This window comes from Rhizobium sp. WW22, assembly GCF_047041135.1.
Classification (GTDB): Bacteria; Pseudomonadota; Alphaproteobacteria; order Rhizobiales; family Rhizobiaceae; genus Rhizobium.
Genome location: NZ_CP178198.1, coordinates 2,297,781 through 2,317,986 on the forward strand (window position 1 = coordinate 2,297,781; position 20,206 = coordinate 2,317,986).

Sequence of the window (20,206 nt, forward strand, 5' to 3'; positions counted from 1 at the left end):
TCCGCATCGCTAATCCCAGCGATCTAGGGGACGATATTTGAAATGTCAAAGGTTTGAACGTCAAGTCATATGGCGCTCACTTGGCCAGCATTTTCCCCAGCATGAAACCGGAACCTGCACCCGTTCCTGCGCCAGGCCATGTCGAGGCCCCGCACATGTAGAGCGATGCCACGGGCGTCTTGTATCGCGAATAGCCAGCAACGGGGCGGAACAGGAAATTCTGGTCGAGATGATGACTGCCAGAGAGGTTGTCGCCGCCGATGAGATTCGGGTTCTCGCGCTCCAGGTCGATGGGCGAAAAGACCGAGCGCCCCAATATCTTGCCGCGCAAGCCGGGCGCATAACGTTCGACGATATCGAAAACGCGCTCGGCATAGATATCCTTGATCTCATCCCAACCCGCGCCGCAGATTTGACCGGCAGCATCGCCATGGAATTCCGCCGGCAGGACGCGCACCTGTATCCAAAGCACATGCTGCCCGTCGGGCGCGCGCGACGGATTGATGGCAGTCGGCTGGCCTACCACCAGGGCAGGTTCAGCCGGCAGCAGCCCGCCCATGGCCTCGGCATAGACACGCGACATCATTTCGAGATCCGGCGCGATATGCACATAGGCAAAATTCTGGAGCGCCTTACCCGCAGTCCAATCCGGAAGGCCCGACAGCGCCAGATGGATCATCATCGTGCCCGGTCCGGCGCGGAAGCGCTTGATCCTGCCGTCAAACTCCTGCCGTGACGGATCCTGATCCAGAAGCTTGCCGAACAGGATCTGCGGATGGACATTGGCGATGACCGCACGCTTCGCTTCGTAACGTCGTCCATCGGCCAGCACAACGCCCGCCGCTTTGCCGCCCGAGGTCGTGATCTTGTCCACGCGCGTGCCGAGCATCAGCTCGCCGCCCTTGCTTTTCAGCACGGCCGCCATCGCCTTGATGATCGTATCGGCACCGCCCTTGCCGATCACCATGCCGAATGCCTGATTGGCCATGGATTCGAGATAGGGAAACAGCGCGCCGCCGGCGACGTCGGGCGCGAAGTCGAGATGCAGCCCCCAGGCAGCCATCATCGTCTTGAGCTTGGTATTCTGGAAACGGGCATCGAGAAAATCGCGCGGCGATGCAAAGAGCATGCGCGCGGTCTCATAAATCCAACCCATTCCCTTTTCGCGCCATGCCTTCCAAACGACCCTGGCGGCGGCCATCGAAGGCATGGGCGAGCCGAGCAGGCCGAAAATATGCGGCGCATCCGCACCGAACTGCGAGAGCATATTGCGCCAGGCAGCTGCGTCCTGCGGCGAGATATCGGCGATGGCTCCCGCGGTCTTTTCCAGATCGGTGCTGACGCCGAGATAGGTGTTGTCGCGAAAGACGCTGGCGAAGCAATCCGCGGCGGGCACAAAGCCCAGCCCTTCGGCCAGAAGCTCGTTCTTATACTGCGCAAAGAAGGCCGAGCCGGCGAACATCGAAAGGTTCATGGCGCACAGATCGTGCCGAAAACCGGGCAGCGTCACCTCACGCGTCTTGACTGCACCGCCGGGCTCCGAATTTCCCTCGATGACGGCAACCTTCCAGCCCTTGGAAGCCAGATGCACTGCCGCCGCCAAACCGTTATGGCCGGCCCCCACTATGATCGCATCATAGCTCATCATCAGCCCCTTTCTGATTTGTGGTTATTATTATCACATGCATACATTTTGAGTTTTAAGCTTCAAGTATCCGTTGGCGCGAATCACAGGGGACGCAAGCAACCATTGGTAACATTTCATCGAATTACGCCGAGGAATGCCGTTTTACTTCAGTAACTTACAAACTCATGATGGCCGGCGATTTTATGTCAAAATTGGCGCCGCGAACCCCAGCCGAATGCTTGCAATATCATATATTGTGACATAGGCTCCCTTCATTCCGCCGCCACGCGGACCCGGTGCCAGGAGGAAAGGCACCCGCGTCTGGCGATGTCGATTTCATGCCTGATCCTGAACAAAAGACCTGCAAAAAGGCTCTTCGCACGGGATCCTGCAACAACAAGGGGAACGCAAAAAAATGACCGCTACCACACTCGCCAGCCTCGCCTCGGCCCTGCTTTCGGGCTCCGTCAAGGTCGTCGATCTCACCGCGCCGCTCGGACCCGACACACCGGTGCTCTACCTGCCGCCACAGTTCGGCAAGAACACGCCGAACGTCAAGGTCCATACGATCTCGGAATACAATCAGGACGGCCCCTTCTGGGCCTGGAACTGGCTGGAGCTCGGCGAGCACACCGGCACACATTTCGATGCGCCCTGCCACTGGATCACCGGCAAGGATAATCCGAACAACACGACCGACACCATCCCGCCGCAGAACTTCGTGGCGCCGGTCAATGTCATCGACCGCTCCAAGGAAGCCGCCGCCAATCCTGATTATCTGCTGACGGTCGAAAGCATCAAGGAATGGGAAGCTGAGAACGGCGCGATCGAGCCCGGCAGCTGGGTGCTGCTGCGCACAGACTGGTACAAGCGGAACGGTTCGACCGAAACCTTCCTGAACGCTGATGAAAACGGCCCGCATTCTCCCGGCCCGACAGCAGAAGCGATCGAATATCTGCTCACCAAGGGTATCATCGGCTGGGGTTCGGAAACGATCGGCACCGATGCCGGTTCTGCTGGTGGCATGAACCCGCCCTTCCCGGCGCACAACCTTATGCACAAGGCCAATCGCTATGGCCTCGCCAGCCTCTCCAACCTCGACCAGCTTCCGGCCAAGGGCGCAGTGCTGATCGCCGCACCGCTGAAGTTCGTCAAGGGCACGGGCTCGCCGGTTCGCGCACTGGCATTGATCGCATGATAGGCTGGAGCCTGGGGCAGGCTCCTCCTTTCTGTTCATCTTGCCAATGAGGGGCGGCAGCAATGGGCGATCATGACTACATCATCGTCGGCAGCGGCATAAATGCGCTCGTCGCAGCCGCCATGCTCGGCAAAAAGGGCCACAAGGTGCTCGTCCTCGAGCGCAACGACCGCATCGGCGGTTGCCTGCGCACCGAGGAGATCACCCAGCCCGGCTTCATCCACGACGTCATGGCAACGACCATGGTGCTGTTCCTGACCTCGCCGGCCTATGGCGCCATCGGCAAGGATCTCGAGGCGCGAGGCCTGGAATTCGCCCATGCCGAGCTCCCCACGGGCGTGCTCCGTCCCGACGGTTCGCATGTGATCTTTTCCAAGAACAGACAGCGAAATATCGCCGCTTTCGACAAACTGTCGCCCGGCGACGGGCAGACCTTTTCCCGTGAGATGGAAGCACTTGCGGCCGACGCGCCATTCCTGTTTTCCCTGCTTGGCGGTGCGCTATGGTCAGGATCGACCCTGAAGACTGTTGCAAAGCAGGGCTGGAACCGCGGGTTGCGCAAGCTCGCCGCCTGGTTTGGCGATGCTTTGACGCCGGCACGCGGCTATCTCGAAACCAGTTACAGGTCCGAGGATATCCATGCGCTCTGGGCGCCTTGGGTGCTCCATTGCGGCCTCGGGCCCGAAAGCGCCTATTCCGCCGAAATGCTGAAGGTGATCGGCTTTGCATTGGAATTGGGTGGCGCGCCGATCGTCAAGGGCGGCGCCGAGAAGCTGCTGAAGGCCTTCGAACGATTGATTGCCGATCATGGCGGTGAAATTCGTGTGAGTGCCGATGTCGCGGCCATCATTCCGGACCACAATCGCAGCGCCGACGGCGTGCGTCTTGCGAACGGCGAAACGTTGAAGGCGAAAGCCGGCGTGATCTGCTCGGTAACCCCCAACCAGCTCTACGAGCGGCTGATGAAGGATTGGCCGGATCCGCTGCCGCCGGAGATCAAATCAGGCGTTGCCAGCTACCGCTACGGCAAGGGCGATATGCAGATCCACTACGCGCTTTCCGAGCCGCCGCGCTGGAAGGCCAATGCCGAACTCGGCAAGGTGGCGCTGCTGCACCTGACCCCTGGCCTCGACGGCGTCTCGCGCGCCGCCAATGAATGTGAACGCGGGCTTCTGCCCGCCGAACCCACCGTCTGTGTGGGCCAGCCCGTCGCACTCGATCCCACCCGCGCCCCGCAAGGTAAATCGATCCTCTGGCTGCAACTTCCCGAAGCACCACGCCGCATCAAGGGCGATGCCGCGGGCGAAATCGAAACGCCTGAAGACGGCCGCTGGACGGAAGAGGTGCGCGAGCGCTACGCCGACCGCATCGAAGCTCTGCTTGCGAGCCATATCGAGGATTTTGCAAACATCAAGCTCGCGCGCTGCGCTTATTCTCCGGCGGATCTGGAAGCGATGAACATGAACCTCGTCGGTGGCGACCCCTACGGGGGCTATTGCGGCCTCGACCAGTTTTTCATCTGGCGTCCCTTCAAGTCATCTGTTAACCACCGCACCCACATATCAGGCCTTTACCACATCGGCGCTTCGGCGCATCCCGGTGCGGGCCTTGGTGGGGGCTCCGGCTTCCTGCTCGCATCATCGCTGAAGTAACACGTTTCCGAAGGAGGAGTTTCGTCGATGGAGGAACGGTTTTCAGGCACCGTTTTGAGGCGCACGCGGGATGAGAACGCGAAGCGCCCGACCATGGGCGAAATCGGCCTCAATCACTTCGCGCCCTATCTCATGAACCGGCTGATGGCGCGTTGGAACGCCAATCTTTCGGAAGAGCTGCGCGAATACGATATGACGACCGCCAAGATGCGTGCGCTTGCCGTCCTCAGCGTCTCCTCCAGCGTCACCATCAACGAGCTCTCCGTCTTCGCCGTGACCGAGCAATCGACGATGAGCCGCACTTTGGACTCGCTCGAACAACAGGGTTACATCCGCCGCCAGCCCCGCGCCGAAGACATGCGCATCCGCGATGTCTCCATCACCGAGGAAGGCCGCGCCGCCTTCGAGAAGGTGTGGCCGACCATGTACGACCTCTTCCTGCAAATGTTCGACGGCGTCGACGAGGCCGAATACCGCACCTTCATCTCGACACTGCACAAGGTGCTGCACAATATCAGGAAGCATGAAATCTGAGCGGCTTATGCCCCCAAGGGCGAAATAAGCCACCGTGCTCTCAGCAACCTCACAGCGTCTCCACAGTCTTCATAGCGCCATCGAGCGCCGTGCCCTTCTCGTCCAGCAATGCAGCCTGCCGCAGCCGCCGCATCCAGGCGGCTCCATCCTCGCGGTCGCGCAGGAGCGGCAGCGCCGACATGACCCGATCGAACTTGGAAAGCCCGCGCGCATGCGTATCGGAATAGCCCTTCACGAGGCGGCGGTTGCCGAGCACCTCGACGGCGAGATCGTAATTCGCGGCCAGCAGGTTGGATGCCGCCGCAAGCCAGGCCTCGCGATGTTCCACCTCGCGTGCGTGCCGCAGCGTGCCGCGACGGATACGGCGCAGCGCCGAGACCATGTAAAGGCCGAGGAACCAGAACAGCGTGCCGGTCTGAACGCGCCGCCCCTTGTTGACGAAGCGGTCCAGCCGGGCAAACAGCCGCGGCCTGTTTTCTATCCATAGGCCCATCGCCTTCGGCATCGTGCCGCAGACCTCATCCATGCGCGGATGCATGTATTCGGTCATGTAAACGATCTGGTCGTCCTTGGCGCCGACTTCCTTACGGACGCGCTCGAAACGCGAGCTACGCACCTTCAGATCGGCAACGCGGATGACATCATCGTAAGCCATGGCGACCGCGACATATTTCGCCGCCTGCACGATGAAGGCGAAATCCTTATTCGCGCCGCCAGCCTTTCGATCCAGCGCATGAAGTGCCGCGACACGGCCCAGATATTCATCGGCATAGGCCGGATCCTGATAATCGGTCAGCTTCTTGACACCGGCAAACAGCAGCGGCCAGGCAACTTCGGGAAATTCGGATCGGATGCGATTAACCAGCCGGTCCAGCGCCGGATGACCGGCGGTTTCAGGCAGCGCATCGAAATGCTTCGGCGGCGTCGCGGAAACCGCATCGCGCGGCTTTTCCTTGACCCTGTCGAAGGCGGCATTGAACGCCTTCAGGCTGGGCTCGATACCCTTGCCTCCGGCGCGGATCATCGCCTCGAAAGCCTGCTTGCCGAACGGCAGTGCACCCGAGCCGGCCAAAGCGCCGAACATGGAGGCCGAAATCACGCTGCCATTCTTGACGGCCATCGTTTCCATGTCGAAGGCGATGGTGCGCTTGGCGGCAAAATCCGTGGCATCGACCACCACCTCGGCATTGCCGATGCCGTCGCCCGGCTTTTCCTTTTCCGCAACGGCAAAGGAGCGGTGCGTCGAGGCGATCAGCAGCGTCTTGTCCGGCGTGACGAGGCCGCGCAGCACCGAACGGCCAGCCTCCATCAGCTCCGCTGCCATGACGACATCGACATCACCCGGCGTCGGCATCAGAGAGAAGATCGGCTCGTGACCATCCTTCGCCGGCAGCATTTCGATATAGTAGATCGTCGCGCCCGTGCGCTGGGCAACGCCCGGCACAGACGTCGTCTGCGCCATCCAGCCTTCGGCTTCCGCAAGGCCGACGATCCAGTCGGCCAGCACGCCGCCGCCCTGCCCGCCCATGGCGAGGATGGCAAGCGACAGCGGTTTGTCTGTCGAAAGCCTGTTGGCGCCGAGATCGCTCATGCTCACATGCTCGTTCATATCGCCCTCTCAATCTGCGAAGACGATGCGGCCGGCGCGGCGACGCGCCTGCAGCCAGCCGATGATGCTCGAGCGCATGCGAGCGACGAAGCGATCCCAACCCGTAGGGTTATGGATGATATCGGCACGATAAAAGGAGGGACAAAGCACCGCCGCCTCGGAAACCTCGCCGCAATTGCCGCAGCCGACGCAATTATTATCGATCGCAGCCACCGGATCGTCCTTCAGCGGATCGTCGGTATGCTTGACCGACAGTGAAGGACAGCCGGAAAGGCGGATGCAGGCGTGATCGCCGGTGCAGACATCCTCATCGACGCCAAAGCGCTCCTTGACCATACGCTTGCCGTCCTTCACCGCCTTGGCGAATTGCGGCTTCACGCGACGCTGCTTGTTGAGCATGCACTCCGAGGAAGCGACGATAATCTTCGGCCCCGGCTCCTTCGAGGTCAGGGCCTCGCGCAGCGTATCGCGCATCTTGGCGACATCATAGGTCCGGTCGATCTGGCGCACCCAGGTCGCACCAATGCCCTTGACGGCATTGACGATGGAATTGTTGGTCTTGCGGCGTGGGTTGAGCGCACGCGACGACGGTATGTCCTGCCCGCCCGTCGCTGCCGAATAATAGTTGTCGACGACGAGGATGACACCATCCTGCTTGTTGAAGACGGCATTACCGACAGAGGTCGCCAGGCCGTTGTGCCAGAAGCCGCCATCGCCCATGACGGAGATCACGCGCTTATCCGCCGCGACATTGAAGGCCGAAGCGGCCGCCGGCCCGAGCCCGTAGCCCATGGTCGTGCTGCCGATATTGAAGGGCGGCAGGATCGAGAAGAGGTGGCAACCGATGTCGCCTGATATGTGATGCTGGCCGAGTTCGCTCTCCACCATCTTCATGGCAGCGAAGATCGGCCGCTCGGGACAGCCGATGCAGAAACCCGGCGGCCGCGGCGGCACGACTTCGGCGAGCGCCTTGATCTTGGGATCGTTGAGGATAGGTGTCGGGTCCGGCAGCGGCGGCTGGTTGCCGAGCAGCACGCGCTGATGGACTTCGAGGAAATTCTTAATGCCCTTCATCAGCACCGGCGCGGTATATTCGCCGCCCATCGGCAGCACGTCCTTGCCCGCGACCTTGGTCTGAATATCGCGGCGGCGCAGGATGGTGTTCAGGGACTGCTCGATATATTCGGGCGCCCCCTCCTCGACCATCAGCACCGCCTTCTTGCTGGCGCAGAATTCGGCGATCTGGTCGTCAACAAGCGGATAGGCGACGTTGAGGACGTAAAGCGGCACGGCGGAATTGCCGTAGACATCGGCAAGTCCGAGCTGCTGCAGTGCGCGCAGCACGCCATTATACATGCCGCCGAGCAGGATGATGCCGACATCACCCTCGGAGGGTCCGAAATACTCGTTGAGCTGCCGCTTCCTGATGAAATCGACCGCAGCAGGCCAACGCTTCTCCAGCTTCTCCTTCTCATGCAGGAAGGATGCCGGCGGCAGCACGATGCGGTCGACGTCGCGAATAGGATTTTCCAGCGCCTGCTTCAGCGTATAGGGCGGTCGCTTGTTATCCTTGGCGACGAACTGGCCGTGCACATGACAGCTGCGGATGCCGACCTGCAGCATGACGGGCGTATTGGAGGCCTCGGAAAGCTCGAAGCCCTCCTCGACCGCCTGCACGATCGACGGCAGGTTCGGGCGCGGATTGAGCAGCCACATCTGCGATTTCATCGCATAGGCATGGCTGCGCTCCTGCATGATGGAGGAGCCTTCGCCGTAATCCTCACCGATAATGATGAGTGCGCCGCCCGTGACCCCGCCCGAAGATAGGTTGGAAAGCGCATCGGAGGCGACATTGGTACCGGCCGTCGATTTCCAGGTGACGGCGCCGCGCACCGGATACATGACGGAGGCGGAGAGCATGGCGGCAGCTGCCGCTTCCGATGCCGATGTCTCGAAATGGACGCCCAGATCCTGCATCACGTCCTTGGCGTCGGCCAGCACGTCCATGAGATGCGAGATCGGCGAGCCCTGATAGCCGCCGACATAGGAAACACCGGATTGCAGAAGTGCCTTGGTGATCGCGAGAATACCCTCGCCGCGGAAGATGTCGCCTTCCCCGAGCTTCAGATCCTCGACCTCGCGCGCAAACGATCGCTCGGCCATGACGTTACCCCTTTGCCCTTGTGGGCTCGTTTTAAATCATTTGCAAAATCATATTTTGAACTTCCTTGAGCTGTCAACGAACAAATATGAAATCCGGCTCGATGGAGTAAGTTCGAAGCGGCAAGCCATTGCCTTCCTTCTTCCAAATCGGAATCTTCGCTCCCCGGATTGCAGCGCAGATATATGCGTACGCATTTAATATGGATGCCAAAAAAGCATCAGATTCTTTACAAGCACCAGAGAAAGCGCTTGCCGCTCCAAAATATGTATTTTAAGATTAAAACATTCCGACAATAAATCGCCAGCGACAGTTGAGCGCCGTGCTTTTCTGCCGCTTAACAGGGGAACGGAGTGACCATGACTAAGCTTACTCGGCGCGAGGCACTCAGCCTCGGCGCGGCCGCATTCATGACTGGGATTTTAGCCGGCAGAACGCCTGTGGAAGCAGCGGAAGCCGGCACGCTGATCATCGCCTTCAACGTCAATTTGCCCTCTTTCGATCCGACGACAGGCCCATCCGCCGTCAACCCGACGATCCAGGCGATCTATCGCTCGATCTTCGACCAGTATATCGGCCAGGGACCGGACCTGAAATTCCAGCCGGGCCTGTTGACCGCCTGGGGCTGGAACGACGACAAGACCAAGGTCTGGATGGACGTGCGCGAGGGTGTAACCTGGCATGACGGCTCCAAGTTTACGCCCGACGACGTCGTCTGGTCGCTGGAGCGCGCCGCCCAGCAGGACACGGGCAACCCCATTCAGTTCATCTGGTCGACCGCCAACAATTACAAGGTGGAAGGCAACCGCATCACCGGCGATGTCGTCCGTTTCGAGCCGACCTATTTCAAATGGATGGCCTTCCTCACCGGCTACGTCCTGCCGAAGGACTATTATACCAAGGTGGGCGCACAGGGCTTCGAAAAGAAGCCGATCGGCACTGGCCCCTATATGGTCGACGCCTATGAGGGCAATTCCTATCTGCGCCTGAAGGCAAACCCGAACTATTTCGGCGGCAAGCCCGCCTTCGACACTGTCATCTTCAAGTTCGTGCCGGATACGACGAGCCGCGTGGCCGAAATCGAGTCCGGTTCATCCGACGTGACGCTGGAAATACCCTATGAGGATTTCGACCGGCTGAAGAAGAAGTCAGGTCTCGCCGGCGTCGCCACCCCCATCTCCGACATCGGCATGATCTTCATCAGCAATGTCGACCCGATGCTCGATAAGAACGTCCGTCTTGCCGCCAATATGGCGATCGACAAGGAAGCGATCATTAAGCGGCTGCTGCGCGGCTACGGCAAGCCGCTATCGACGCTGGAAGCGCCGGAATATGAGGCCTACGACGCCTCCGTCAAAACCCCTTACGATCCGGAACAGGCCAAGAAGCTTCTGGCCGCCAGCGGCTATTCGCCGGAAAAGCCGGTGAAATTCACCATCAAGACCACCCGCGGCTTCAAGCCGAAGGATTACGAGATGATCCAGGCGATCGTCGGCATGTGGCGCAAGGTCGGCATTGAGGCTGAAATCGAAGTCTACGAAATCGCTAAGCACTACGAGCTGCGTGCCGCCCATCAGCTCGGGCCGGCCGCCTTCTACAACTGGGGCAACGCCATCGGCGATCCGACGACATCGACCGGCTTCGCCATGTTCGGACCCTCGCCGCACTCTGCCTGGAAGACCAAGGATGTCGACGACATGCTGGGACCGCTCTGGGTGGAAAAGGACGAAACGAAGCGCATTGCCGGCTGGAAGGCGGCGATCAAATATATTGCCGAGCAGGGTTATGTGATCCCGCTGCTGCAATATGCCCAGCCGATCGTCTACAAGTCGAGCCTCAAGGTCACGCCGAACGTCTCCGGCGCCCTGCAGCCGACGCTCGTGTCGAAGGCTTGATGCATCAGGCTTTGAGTATGTGGCTGCCCCTCACCCTAGCCCTCTCCCCGTTCTGACGGGGAGAGGGGACGACCTCTGTACCCTCGTCTGGAAAAACGGTCGGAAGGAAGGCTCCGGGTGCTTCTATCCCCTTCTCCCCGTCAAAACGGGAGAAGGTGGCCGATAGGCCGGATGAGGGGCCTGTACTCTCCATGTTACAGTCAGCACATGCGATCGGAACTCATAACGCATGATAGCAGTCTCCATTCTCAACCGGCTGATCATGGCCACGATCACCCTCTTCGGCGTGGCGGTGATCGTCTTCGTCCTACTGCGCGTCGTACCCGGAGATCCGATCGCGATGATGATCTCGCCGGGCGCTAGCCCTGCCGATATCGCCGCACTGCGCGCCCATTACGGTCTCGATGCAAGCCTCACGACCCAATTCTGGCTCTGGCTGAAATCGGTTCTGACAGGCGATTTTGGGATATCGATTTCCCTAAAGCGTGACGTGCTGTCTCTCTTGGGAGAGCGCCTCCCTGCAACGCTGGAACTCGCCTTTGCTGCGTTGGCGTTGGCTATTCTTCTCGGTGGCGCGGTCGCCATCATCGGCACCCTTGCCCGTCGCACGATTTTTGAGCCTGTGATCGATAGCCTCAATGGCCTTTTTCTTGCCGTTCCGGATTTCGTCTGGGCGCTGGCGCTGGTGCTCGTCCTCGGTGTTCTTTTTCCACTCTTTCCGCTCTCCGGCCGCATCGACCCAAGCATCGACGCGCAATTCACAACGCCCTTCTATCTGATCGAAAGCCTGGTGACGCTTCGCTTTGCGATCTTCGTCGATATTTGCGCCCATATGGTCATGCCAGTCCTGGCGCTCGGCCTGCCGCTGGCGGCCATCATCGCCCGGGTGCTCAAGGCCGCACTCTCCGAGGCCATGGTGCAGGACTATATCCTGCTCGCCAAATTGAAAGGAATGTCCGAGCTGCGACTGGTATTGCAGGAGGCGCTACGCAATGCCGTCGGCCCGACGATCGCGCTCACCGGCGTGCAATTCACCTTCCTGATCGGCGGCAGCGTCATCGTCGAGCGCATCTTCGCCTATCCTGGCATTGGCAACATGGCGATCGATGCCGTCATCAACCGCGACCTGCCGCTGATCCAGGGACTGGTACTGGTCTTCGGCGCCCTCTTCATCCTCGTTAATCTGGCGGTCGACCTTCTCGTCGCGGCCTTCAATCCGAGGCTTGCCCATGGCTGACATCACCTCGCCCGCCATGCCGCAGCCGCCCTCCAGAATGGCGAAACGCTTTCAGGCGCTGCTTTCCGAGCCGAAGGTGATCTTCGGCGGCGGCTTTATTCTCATCCTCCTCATCCTTGCGATCTTCGCGCCCTATATCGCGCCGAAAGATCCGCTGGAGCAGGATCTGATGTCCGGCACTCTGCCACCGGCATGGATCGAGGGGGCCGATCCCGGCTTCCTGCTCGGCACGGACGATCTCGGCCGCGACGTGCTCTCCCGCGCCATCTTCGGCACGCGCATCGCGCTTACTGTCGCCTTCGTCGCCGCCGGGCTCGCGGCCCTGATCGGCACGCTGCTCGGCCTTCTCGCCGGCTGGTACGGCGGCTGGATCGACAAGGTGATCTCCCGCCTTGTCGATATCTGGATGGCCTTCCCGCCTGTATTGCTGTCGATCCTCCTCGTCGCCGTCTTCGGCTCCGGTGTGCATTCGGTCATCGCGGCCATTGTCATCATCGACTGGACACGCTTCTGTCGCGTCGTGCGCTCGGAAACACAGGCGCAGGCGCGGATGGATTATGTGACCGCAGCCCACACGATCGGTTTTTCACGAGTGAGAATCCTCTTCAGCGAAATTCTGCCCAATGTAACGCCGGTGCTGATCGCCCTCGTTAGCCTGGAAATGGGCATCGCCGTCATCGTCGAAGCCATCCTGTCCTTCGTCGGCCTTTCGGTTGCCTCCGACACGCCGACCTGGGGCGGCATGATCGCCGAGGGGCGTCAGATGATCTATCAAGGTTGGTGGGTGCTGGTCGTGCCGCTGATCGCGCTCTTTGCGACGGTGCTTGCCTTCAATCAACTCGGCGATGGCCTGCGCCGCGCCCTCGATCCGGTGATGCGCCGATGACATCTCCACTCCTCTCCATTACCGGCCTCAACGCCGTATCCGACCGCGACGGCGGCGCACCGATCCTGCGCGATGTTTCCCTGACGTTGGAACGCGGCGAAGTGCGCGGGCTGGTCGGCGAAAGTGGCGCCGGAAAATCGACCATCGCCAAGGCCCTGCTCGGCATCCTGCCGCGCGGCGTCCGCGTCACGAACGGCTCGATCCTGTTCGAAAACCGCGATCTACTCACGCTTTCCGCCAAGGAATTGCGAGACATCATGGGCAGCGAGATCTCGCTGATCCCGCAGGACCCGCAGACGGCACTCAATCCCGGTCGCCGCATCGAGGCTCAGTTGACCGACGGACTACGGTTGAAGCGGGGCATGTCATCAAGTGATGCCCACCGTCGAGCGCTGAAGCTGCTGGAAGAAGTGCATATTCGCGATCCCGAGCGTGTATTGCGCGCCTATCCCCACGAATTGTCGGGCGGCATGCGTCAACGCATCTTGATCGCCGCCGCCTTCGCGCTGGAGCCGAAGCTGGTCGTCGCCGACGAGCCGACCACGGCGCTCGACGTCACGGTGCAAAAGCAGATCCTGCGGCTGATCCGCGGCCTGCAGGAAGCGCACGGCACCGCAGTTATCTTCGTCACGCACGATCTCGGCGTCGTCGCCCAGATCTGCGACAGTGTGACCCTGCTTTACGCCGGCAAGGTGATCGAAGAGGGGCGCACGAGCGACGTGCTGGCGCATCCACGGCACGTCTACACGAAATCGCTCCTTGCCGCTGGCCCCCGTTACGATCGGCCGGATGCCGGGCTGACGCCGGTGCCGCAAGCAGTCTTCGAACAACTGCGCCGCGAAATCGGCATTTCGGAGGGCGGCCGATGAGCATTTCCGATCATCTGCTGTCCGCTAAGGGCATCGAAGTCATTTATGGTGCCAAGCGACATCTTTTCGGACCACCAGGCCTTGGCATCAAAGTGCTGCACGGCGTCGATATCGATATCCGTCGTGGTGAAACGATCGGTATTGTCGGCGAAAGCGGCTCGGGCAAGACGACGCTCGGCCGCGCCCTGCTGCGGCTGATCGATGTGACCGCAGGCAGCATTCATTTCGACGGCCGAGACATCACGCATCTGCCCGATTCAGAGATGCGGCCGCTGCGCCGCCGCATGCAGATGATCTTTCAGGATCCGATGGCCTCGCTTAATCCGCGCCACACGATCCGCCGCATCCTCGTCGAGCCACTGCTGCTGCACAGGCTGGCTTCGGACAGAAAAGAGGCAGAGCGCCATGTCGCCAAAATCCTCGAACGCGTGACACTGCCGCAGGCCTGCCTCGACCGCAATCCGCATGAGCTCTCGGGCGGCCAGCGCCAGCGCATCGGCATCGCGCGCGCGGCTCTGCTGAAGCCGGATTTCGTGCTCGCCGACGAGATCGTCTCCGGCCTCGATGTGTCGACGCAGGCACAGGTTCTCAATCTGCTGAAGGAACTTTCGCGCGATCTTGGCCTCTCGATGGCCTTCATCAGCCATGATCTTTCCGTCATTCGCGCCGTCTGCGACCGCGTCTATGTCATGCGCCACGGTCGCGTCGAAGAAGAAGGCGATTGCGAGCGCGTCTTCACCGCACCCGCCTCCGCCTATACCCGCATGCTGCTCGACGCCATTCCCCTGCCGGAAGTCGACCCGCACTGGCTTGGTCGCGAAAACCTGATGGAAGAAGCGCCCGTTGCGTAAAGGTTATTAATTGTGCTGCAGGTGTTAGCGAGACTGCAACAACATCGGCATATGGAAAGGAAAGACCCCATGACGGATCCTGTTTCAGCAGCAACAAAAACCACGGGCTTACCCGGTCTTCGTGGCCACGACCATACAGGACTGACGGTGCCAGATATGAAGCAGGCGGTCGATTTCTTCGAAAACGTACTCGGCTGCGAGGTCGTTATGTCGTTCGGCCCGTTTGCCGATGATATGGGCACATTCATGACCGATTTGCTTGGTGTCGATCCCAAGGCTGAAATCAAGCAGATAACCCAGGTGCGATGCGGTTTCGGATCGAACATCGAACTGTTCGAATATTCGGCGCCCGATCAGCGGGACCTCAAGCAGAAGAACAGCGATATCGGCGCGTTTCACATCTCGCTTTATGTCGACGATATCGACGCCGCAAAAGCTTATCTAGACAGCAGAAACGTTGCGACGCGCTTCGGGCCATTGCACATTACAGACGGTCCAGCAGCTGGCCACTCGATCCTCTATTTCCAGGCACCCTGGGGCCTGCAGTTCGAGGCTATCAGCTACCCCAAGGGCATGGCTTACGAAAAGGACGCCGAAACCGTGCTGTGGAGCCCGAAAGATCCGGGCAAATAAATCAACGCGTCATGACGTTCGCCTTGCGGCATTCCTAGTTCCGCAGGCGGAAGCGCTGTATCTTGCCGGATTCTGTCTTTGGCAAAGCGTCGACGAAGACGATGGAGCGCGGATATTTATAAGGCGCGATGACGGCCTTGACGTGATCCTGCAGCGCCTTAGCCAGTAGATCCGACCCTGTGACCCCAGGCACCAGCACGACATGCGCCTGCACGATATAACCCCGTTCCTCGTCCGGTTTGCCGATCACAGCGCATTCGAGCACGTCGGCATGCGAAAGAAGGGCTGCCTCGACTTCCGGCCCGGCAATATTGTAACCGGCCGAAAGAATGATGTCGTCGGAACGGGCGGCGAAATGGAAATAGCCGTCCTCATCCTGAATGAAGCTGTCGCCCGTCAGGTTCCAGCCATCTCGCACGTAATCGGCCTGCCTGTGGTCGGCGAGATAGCGGCAGCCGATCGGCCCGCGAACGACGAGTTTGCCGATGGTCCCGCGCGGAACCTCGTTCATCCCGTCATCGACGACACGGGCCTCATAGCCCTTCAGCGGCTTGCCCGTGCAATTCGGCTTGGCGTCGGAGAGATGATTGGAGATGAAGATATGCAGCATCTCGGTCGAGCCGATGCCGTCGAGGATCGGCTTGCCGGTCTTGCGCGTCCATTCCTCGAAAATCGGCCCCGGCAGCGTCTCACCGGCGGAAACGGCAATGCGAAGCGAAGACAGATCCGCCCCCTCCTCCATCGCCGCCAGCATGGCACGATAGGCCGTCGGTGCGGTGAAGCTGACGGTCGCTCCATATTCCTGGATGATCTCGACCATGTTCTTCGGCGAAGCGTTTTCCAGCAGCGCCGTCGATGCGCCGAAGCGCAAGGGGAAGATGACCAGACCTCCGAGTCCGAAGGTGAAGGCAATCGGTGGCGAGCCGATGAAGACGTCATCCGGCGTCACCTGCAGCACTTCCTTGGCATAGGCATCGGCGATAATCAGGATATCGCGATGGAAATGCATGGTCGCCTTGGGCACGCCCGTCGATCCGGAGGTGAAACCGAGCAGCGCCACATCATCCCGCCCGGTCTTCACCGGCTCGAAGCGAACGGGCTTGTTGAGCGCAATGCGGTCGAGTTCCGCATCGTGGTTGGCGGTGCCGTCGAAGCCGACAACCTGTTTCAAAAACTGGCTGTCCTTGGCCGCCGCGACAAGCTCTTCCAGCAGTCTTGTATCGCACAGCGCGAATGAGATTTCCGCCTTGTCGATGATCTTCGAAAGCTCGCCTGCCCGCAGCATCGGCATGGTATTGACGGCAACAGCGCCGACCTTCGTCACCGCCAGCCAGCAGGCGATCATGGCGGGATTGTTGCCGGAGCGGATGAGAACGCGATTGCCGGGCTTGACGCCGAAGTTCTCGACGAGCGCGTGCGCGATGCGGTTGGTCCAGTCCGCCAGCTCCTTGTAGGTGCGGCGGCGGCCGTTGCCGATCAGGGCAACGTGATCGGCGAAACCCTTCTCAACCATCCGGTCACTCAGCTCGAAGCCGGCATTCAGCCATTCCGGATAGTCGAAACCCTCCATCCGTAGCTCGGGCCATTCGTCGAAAGGCGGCAGATTGTCTCGCGTGAATGTATCGGTATGACCGGTTGGTCCCAGCATCGCCTTGCTCCCGCATTCTTCTCGATCAAATCGCCACGACAGCCGTTTCCCCGCGGCGCATGTGGCATTGCTAAAAAAGATCGCACCGAAGCCCGCAATGTTCAAGCAAGAAATTTTAAGCATAAACTATTTTTAAATTCCCATTGATTTAGAAAGAAAATTCTCAATTTTCACGATGTTGTGACCATCAGCCCTCCGCAAATCCGAACAGGAAAAGCCTTGACGAATGGCATCGACAAGATATTTTAAGTTTAAATGATTTTGAGGTCGGCTTCGGTCTGACGAGGAGGGAAAAGCGATGCGCATCGTCTGTATCGGCGGCGGCCCCGCAGGGCTCTACTTCGCGCTTCTGATGAAGAAGCTCCATCCCGAGCACTCCATCCGCGTCGTCGAGCGCAACCGCCCCTATGATACTTTCGGCTGGGGTGTTGTCTTTTCCGATGCGACCATGGTTTCGATGCGGGAATGGGACCCGGAAAGTGCCGCCGAAATCGAGGACGCCTTCAACCATTGGGACGATATCGAGGTCCTGTTCAAGGGGACGCGCCAACGCACCTCGGGCCACGGCTTCGTCGGTATCGGCCGCAAGAAGCTTTTGAACATCCTGCAGCGCCGCTGCGAGGCGCTCGGCGTGGAGCTTATCTTCGAAACGGACGTCAATTCCGATCTCGACTATCCGGATGCCGATCTGGTCGTCGGCTCGGACGGCCTCAATTCGCGCATTCGCAACCATTATCCGGAGGTCTTCCAGCCGGATATGATCACCCGGCCGAACCGCTATATCTGGCTCGGCACCAACAAGCTTTTCGACGCCTTCACCTTCGATTTCCGCCGCACCGATCACGGCTGGTTCCAGGCGCATATCTACAAGTTCGACGACAAGACCTCGACCTTCATCGTCGAGACGACGGAAGAGGCCTATCTCGCCCACGGCCTTGACAAGATGGATCAGGACGGCTCCATCGCCTTCTGCGAAAACCTGTTTTCCGAAGTGCTCGAAGGCGCTTCGCTGATGACCAATGCCCGCCACATCCGCGGCTCGGCCTGGCTGAATTTCAACCGCCTGATCTGCGGCAAATGGAGCCATTTCAACGGCAACTCTCATGTCGTGCTGATGGGTGATGCCGCCCATACCGCGCATTTCGCGATCGGCTCGGGCACCAAGCTTGCCATTGACGATGCCATCGAGCTGACCCGTCAGTTCCAGATCCATGGGCACGAGAAGGACAAGATTCCGGCAGTCCTTGAGACCTATGAAGAAATCCGCCGCGTCGACGTCGCCCGCATCCAGAACGCCGCCCGCAATGCGATGGAATGGTTCGAAGTCGTCGGCCGCCGCTATGCCGATACGCTCGAGCCGCCGCAATTCATGTATTCGATGTTGACGCGCTCCCAGCGCATCAGCCACGAAAATCTTCGATTGCGCGACAAGACCTGGCTTGAAGGCTATGAGCGCTGGTTTGCCGAAAAATCCGGCCTTGAGGTCGGTAACGACCGCTGCCTGCCGCCGATGTTCACGCCCTATCGTCTGCGCGAGGTCCAGCTCGTCAACCGTATCGTGGTCTCGCCGATGGCCATGTACTCGGCTGAAGACGGCGTGATGAACGATTTCCATATCGTCCATCTCGGCTCGCGCGCGCTTGGCGGCGCTGGCCTGATCTTTGCAGAGATGACCTGCGTCACCTCGGATGCGCGCATCACCCCCGGCTGCCTGGGCCTCTGGAACGAAGAGCAGGCCGCGCAATGGAAGCGGCTCGTCGATTTCGTCCATACGAGCAGCGCCGCTAAAGTCGGCATCCAGCTCGGCCATGCCGGCCGCAAGGGCGCGACGAAGCTCGCCTGGGAAGGGATCGACCAGCCGCTACCAGAGGGCGAATGGCCGCTGATTTCGGCGTCCGCAGTTCCCTATCTCAAGAACAGCCAGGTGCCGAAGACCATGGATCGCGCCGATATGGATCGCGTCAAGGCCGACTTCGTCCGCTCGACCGAACTGGCGGTCGAGACCGGCGCCGATTGGCTGGAACTCCATTGCGCCCACGGCTATCTGCTGTCGAGTTTCCTGTCGCCGCTGACCAATCTGCGCGACGACGAGTATGGCGGCAGCCATGAAAACCGCGCCCGCTATCCCCTGGAGATATTCAGTGCAATGCGCGCGATCTGGCCGGCGGGCAAGCCGATCTCGATCCGCCTCTCCTGCCATGACTGGACTGACGGCGGTAACACACCGGAAGATGCGGCGATCTTCGCGCGCATGTTCAAGGAAGCCGGCGCCGACCTGATCGACTGCTCCTCAGGCCAGGTATCGAAACAGGAAAAGCCGGTTTACGGCCGCCTGTTCCAGACGCCCTTCTCCGACAAGATCCGCAATGAGATCGGCATCCCGACGATCGCCGTCGGTGCAATCTCCGAGGCCGATCACGCCAATTCGATCATTGCGGCGGGCCGCGCCGATCTTTGCGCCATTGCCCGCCCACATCTGGCGGACCCCGCCTGGTCACTGCACGAAGCCGCCAAGATCGGGCTGACTTCCATTCCCTGGCCGAAGCAATATCTTTCCGGCAAGACGCAATATGAAACCAACCTTGCCCGCGCAGCCACGGCAGCACCGGCTAAGTGAGGAAGATATGACGACTTTGGGCAAACTCAGCGGCCGTCACGCCCTCGTCACCGGGGCCGGCAGCGGCATAGGTGCCGCGATCGCCAAGGCGCTTGCCGCCGAGGGTGCGCGCGTCAGCCTCGCCGGTCGCCGGCGAGAGCCGCTGGAAGCGGTTGCCGCCGAAATCGGCGTGCACGCTTTTGTCGTCGATGGCTTCGATGTCACCAGCCTCGACGCCGTTGCCCAGGGCCTTGCCAAGGTGCGTGAGAAGTTCGGCCCGGTCGATATCCTCGTCAACAATGCCGGAGAAGCGCCGAGCGCCTCTTTCGAGAAGACGACGCTGGAGGCCTGGAACCATGTCCTCTCCGTCGACCTCACCGGCGTCTTCCTGGCGACTCAGGCCGCCCTTCCCGACCTAAAGGCTCGTGGCCACGGCGCACGCATCATCAACATCGCCTCGACGGCCGGCCTGAAAGGTTACGCTTACGTCTCGGCTTACGTCGCTGCCAAGCATGGCGTCGTCGGCCTGACCCGCTCGCTGGCGCTGGAACTGGCGAAAACCGGTATCACCGTCAACGCCGTCTGCCCCGGCTTCACCGACACGCCGATCATCCAGCGCTCGATTGAGACGATCGTCGCCAAGACCGGGCGCACGGCCGAACAGGCGCTTGCCGAGTTCACGAAGTCCAATCCGCAGGGGTGCCTCGTCAAGCCGGAAGAGGTCGCCGACACCGTGCTATGGCTGGCCTCGCCGGCCGCGGCATCGATCAATGGACAGGCAATTGCGGTTGCCGGTGGGGAGATTTGAGG

General features: G+C 60.5%; 15 protein-coding genes. 11 read left to right on the forward strand and 4 right to left on the reverse strand.

Annotation, left to right across the window (positions count from 1 at the left end; genetic code table 11):
* Nucleotides 1-76: 76 nt before the first annotated feature.
* Nucleotides 77-1,648, reverse strand: a complete 1,572-nt coding sequence (locus tag ACK83U_RS11360; RefSeq protein WP_112604388.1) for a phytoene desaturase family protein — start codon at nt 1,646-1,648, stop codon at nt 77-79.
* A 394-nt stretch (nt 1,649-2,042) separates the two neighbouring features.
* Here ACK83U_RS11360 and ACK83U_RS11365 point away from each other — a divergent pair, with 394 nt between their 5' ends.
* The 3 genes from ACK83U_RS11365 (at nt 2,043) to ACK83U_RS11375 (ending at nt 5,011) form a co-directional block, all read left to right on the forward strand.
* A complete protein-coding gene (locus ACK83U_RS11365; protein ID WP_112334971.1) occupies nt 2,043-2,825 on the forward strand; it encodes a cyclase family protein in 783 nt (260 codons plus the stop codon).
* A 62-nt stretch (nt 2,826-2,887) separates the two neighbouring features.
* Nucleotides 2,888-4,477 carry a phytoene desaturase family protein gene (locus ACK83U_RS11370; RefSeq protein ID WP_112604386.1) on the forward strand — a complete coding sequence of 530 codons (1,590 nt, stop codon included), beginning with the start codon at nt 2,888-2,890 and terminating at the stop codon, nt 4,475-4,477.
* A 27-nt stretch (nt 4,478-4,504) separates the two neighbouring features.
* A complete protein-coding gene (locus ACK83U_RS11375) occupies nt 4,505-5,011 on the forward strand; it encodes a MarR family winged helix-turn-helix transcriptional regulator (protein ID WP_112334973.1) in 507 nt (168 codons plus the stop codon).
* Between the two features lie 49 nt (nt 5,012-5,060).
* Here the strand turns inward: ACK83U_RS11375 and ACK83U_RS11380 are convergent, their stop codons facing one another.
* Both ACK83U_RS11380 and ACK83U_RS11385 read right to left on the reverse strand, forming a co-directional pair.
* The gene (locus tag ACK83U_RS11380; protein ID WP_112604384.1) at nt 5,061-6,620 is read right to left on the reverse strand and encodes an indolepyruvate oxidoreductase subunit beta family protein; all 1,560 of its coding nucleotides are present in this window, start codon (nt 6,618-6,620) and stop codon (nt 5,061-5,063) included.
* A gap of 9 nt (nt 6,621-6,629) precedes the next feature.
* Nucleotides 6,630-8,783: an indolepyruvate ferredoxin oxidoreductase subunit alpha gene (locus ACK83U_RS11385; protein ID WP_112604382.1), complete on the reverse strand. Its 2,154-nt coding sequence runs from the start codon at nt 8,781-8,783 to the stop codon at nt 6,630-6,632.
* Nucleotides 8,784-9,140: 357 nt separating this feature from the next.
* Here ACK83U_RS11385 and ACK83U_RS11390 point away from each other — a divergent pair, with 357 nt between their 5' ends.
* The 6 genes from ACK83U_RS11390 to ACK83U_RS11415 all read left to right on the forward strand — a co-directional run bounded on the left by ACK83U_RS11390 (nt 9,141) and on the right by ACK83U_RS11415 (nt 15,152).
* Nucleotides 9,141-10,676: an ABC transporter substrate-binding protein gene (locus tag ACK83U_RS11390; protein WP_112604380.1), complete on the forward strand. Its 1,536-nt coding sequence runs from the start codon at nt 9,141-9,143 to the stop codon at nt 10,674-10,676.
* 229 nt (nt 10,677-10,905) lie between these two features.
* A complete protein-coding gene (locus tag ACK83U_RS11395; RefSeq protein WP_112604378.1) occupies nt 10,906-11,913 on the forward strand; it encodes an ABC transporter permease in 1,008 nt (335 codons plus the stop codon).
* Entirely contained in the window at nt 11,906-12,799 is an 894-nt protein-coding gene (locus tag ACK83U_RS11400; protein ID WP_112604376.1) for an ABC transporter permease, read from the forward strand. Before ACK83U_RS11395 ends, ACK83U_RS11400 begins: the two co-directional genes overlap by 8 nt.
* The gene (locus ACK83U_RS11405) at nt 12,796-13,668 is read left to right on the forward strand and encodes an ABC transporter ATP-binding protein (RefSeq protein WP_112604374.1); all 873 of its coding nucleotides are present in this window, start codon (nt 12,796-12,798) and stop codon (nt 13,666-13,668) included. Before ACK83U_RS11400 ends, ACK83U_RS11405 begins: the two co-directional genes overlap by 4 nt.
* Nucleotides 13,665-14,519, forward strand: coding sequence for an ABC transporter ATP-binding protein (locus ACK83U_RS11410; RefSeq protein WP_112604372.1), 855 nt, complete (start codon nt 13,665-13,667; stop codon nt 14,517-14,519). The genes ACK83U_RS11405 and ACK83U_RS11410 overlap by 4 nt, the downstream gene beginning before the upstream one ends.
* A gap of 69 nt (nt 14,520-14,588) precedes the next feature.
* Entirely contained in the window at nt 14,589-15,152 is a 564-nt protein-coding gene (locus ACK83U_RS11415) for a VOC family protein (RefSeq protein ID WP_112604370.1), read from the forward strand.
* Nucleotides 15,153-15,186: 34 nt separating this feature from the next.
* Here ACK83U_RS11415 and ACK83U_RS11420 read toward each other — a convergent pair whose 3' ends face one another.
* Nucleotides 15,187-16,800 (reverse strand): AMP-binding protein, encoded by a 1,614-nt coding sequence (locus ACK83U_RS11420; protein ID WP_112604368.1) that lies wholly within the window; start codon nt 16,798-16,800, stop codon nt 15,187-15,189.
* Nucleotides 16,801-17,098: 298 nt separating this feature from the next.
* On the opposite strand from ACK83U_RS11420, the gene ACK83U_RS11425 reads away from it, so the two are divergent.
* Both ACK83U_RS11425 and ACK83U_RS11430 read left to right on the forward strand, forming a co-directional pair.
* Entirely contained in the window at nt 17,099-19,417 is a 2,319-nt protein-coding gene (locus ACK83U_RS11425) for a bifunctional salicylyl-CoA 5-hydroxylase/oxidoreductase (RefSeq protein WP_112604366.1), read from the forward strand.
* Nucleotides 19,418-19,424: 7 nt separating this feature from the next.
* Nucleotides 19,425-20,204 carry an SDR family oxidoreductase gene (locus ACK83U_RS11430; RefSeq protein WP_112604364.1) on the forward strand — a complete coding sequence of 260 codons (780 nt, stop codon included), beginning with the start codon at nt 19,425-19,427 and terminating at the stop codon, nt 20,202-20,204.
* Nucleotides 20,205-20,206: the final 2 nt, after the last annotated feature.

Bases quoted from the DNA above. Each gene is read 5' to 3' on its own strand.
- ACK83U_RS11360 (WP_112604388.1), bottom strand. From the start codon at position 1,648: ATGATGAGCTATGATGCGATCATAGTGGGGGCCGGCCATAACGGTTTG.
- ACK83U_RS11365 (WP_112334971.1), top strand. From the start codon at position 2,043: ATGACCGCTACCACACTCGCCAGCCTCGCCTCGGCCCTGCTTTCGGGC.
- ACK83U_RS11370 (WP_112604386.1), top strand. From the start codon at position 2,888: ATGGGCGATCATGACTACATCATCGTCGGCAGCGGCATAAATGCGCTC.
- ACK83U_RS11375 (WP_112334973.1), top strand. From the start codon at position 4,505: ATGGAGGAACGGTTTTCAGGCACCGTTTTGAGGCGCACGCGGGATGAG.
- ACK83U_RS11380 (WP_112604384.1), bottom strand. From the start codon at position 6,620: ATGAACGAGCATGTGAGCATGAGCGATCTCGGCGCCAACAGGCTTTCG.
- ACK83U_RS11385 (WP_112604382.1), bottom strand. From the start codon at position 8,783: ATGGCCGAGCGATCGTTTGCGCGCGAGGTCGAGGATCTGAAGCTCGGG.
- ACK83U_RS11390 (WP_112604380.1), top strand. From the start codon at position 9,141: ATGACTAAGCTTACTCGGCGCGAGGCACTCAGCCTCGGCGCGGCCGCA.
- ACK83U_RS11395 (WP_112604378.1), top strand. From the start codon at position 10,906: ATGATAGCAGTCTCCATTCTCAACCGGCTGATCATGGCCACGATCACC.
- ACK83U_RS11400 (WP_112604376.1), top strand. From the start codon at position 11,906: ATGGCTGACATCACCTCGCCCGCCATGCCGCAGCCGCCCTCCAGAATG.
- ACK83U_RS11405 (WP_112604374.1), top strand. From the start codon at position 12,796: ATGACATCTCCACTCCTCTCCATTACCGGCCTCAACGCCGTATCCGAC.
- ACK83U_RS11410 (WP_112604372.1), top strand. From the start codon at position 13,665: ATGAGCATTTCCGATCATCTGCTGTCCGCTAAGGGCATCGAAGTCATT.
- ACK83U_RS11415 (WP_112604370.1), top strand. From the start codon at position 14,589: ATGACGGATCCTGTTTCAGCAGCAACAAAAACCACGGGCTTACCCGGT.
- ACK83U_RS11420 (WP_112604368.1), bottom strand. From the start codon at position 16,800: ATGCTGGGACCAACCGGTCATACCGATACATTCACGCGAGACAATCTG.
- ACK83U_RS11425 (WP_112604366.1), top strand. From the start codon at position 17,099: ATGCGCATCGTCTGTATCGGCGGCGGCCCCGCAGGGCTCTACTTCGCG.
- ACK83U_RS11430 (WP_112604364.1), top strand. From the start codon at position 19,425: ATGACGACTTTGGGCAAACTCAGCGGCCGTCACGCCCTCGTCACCGGG.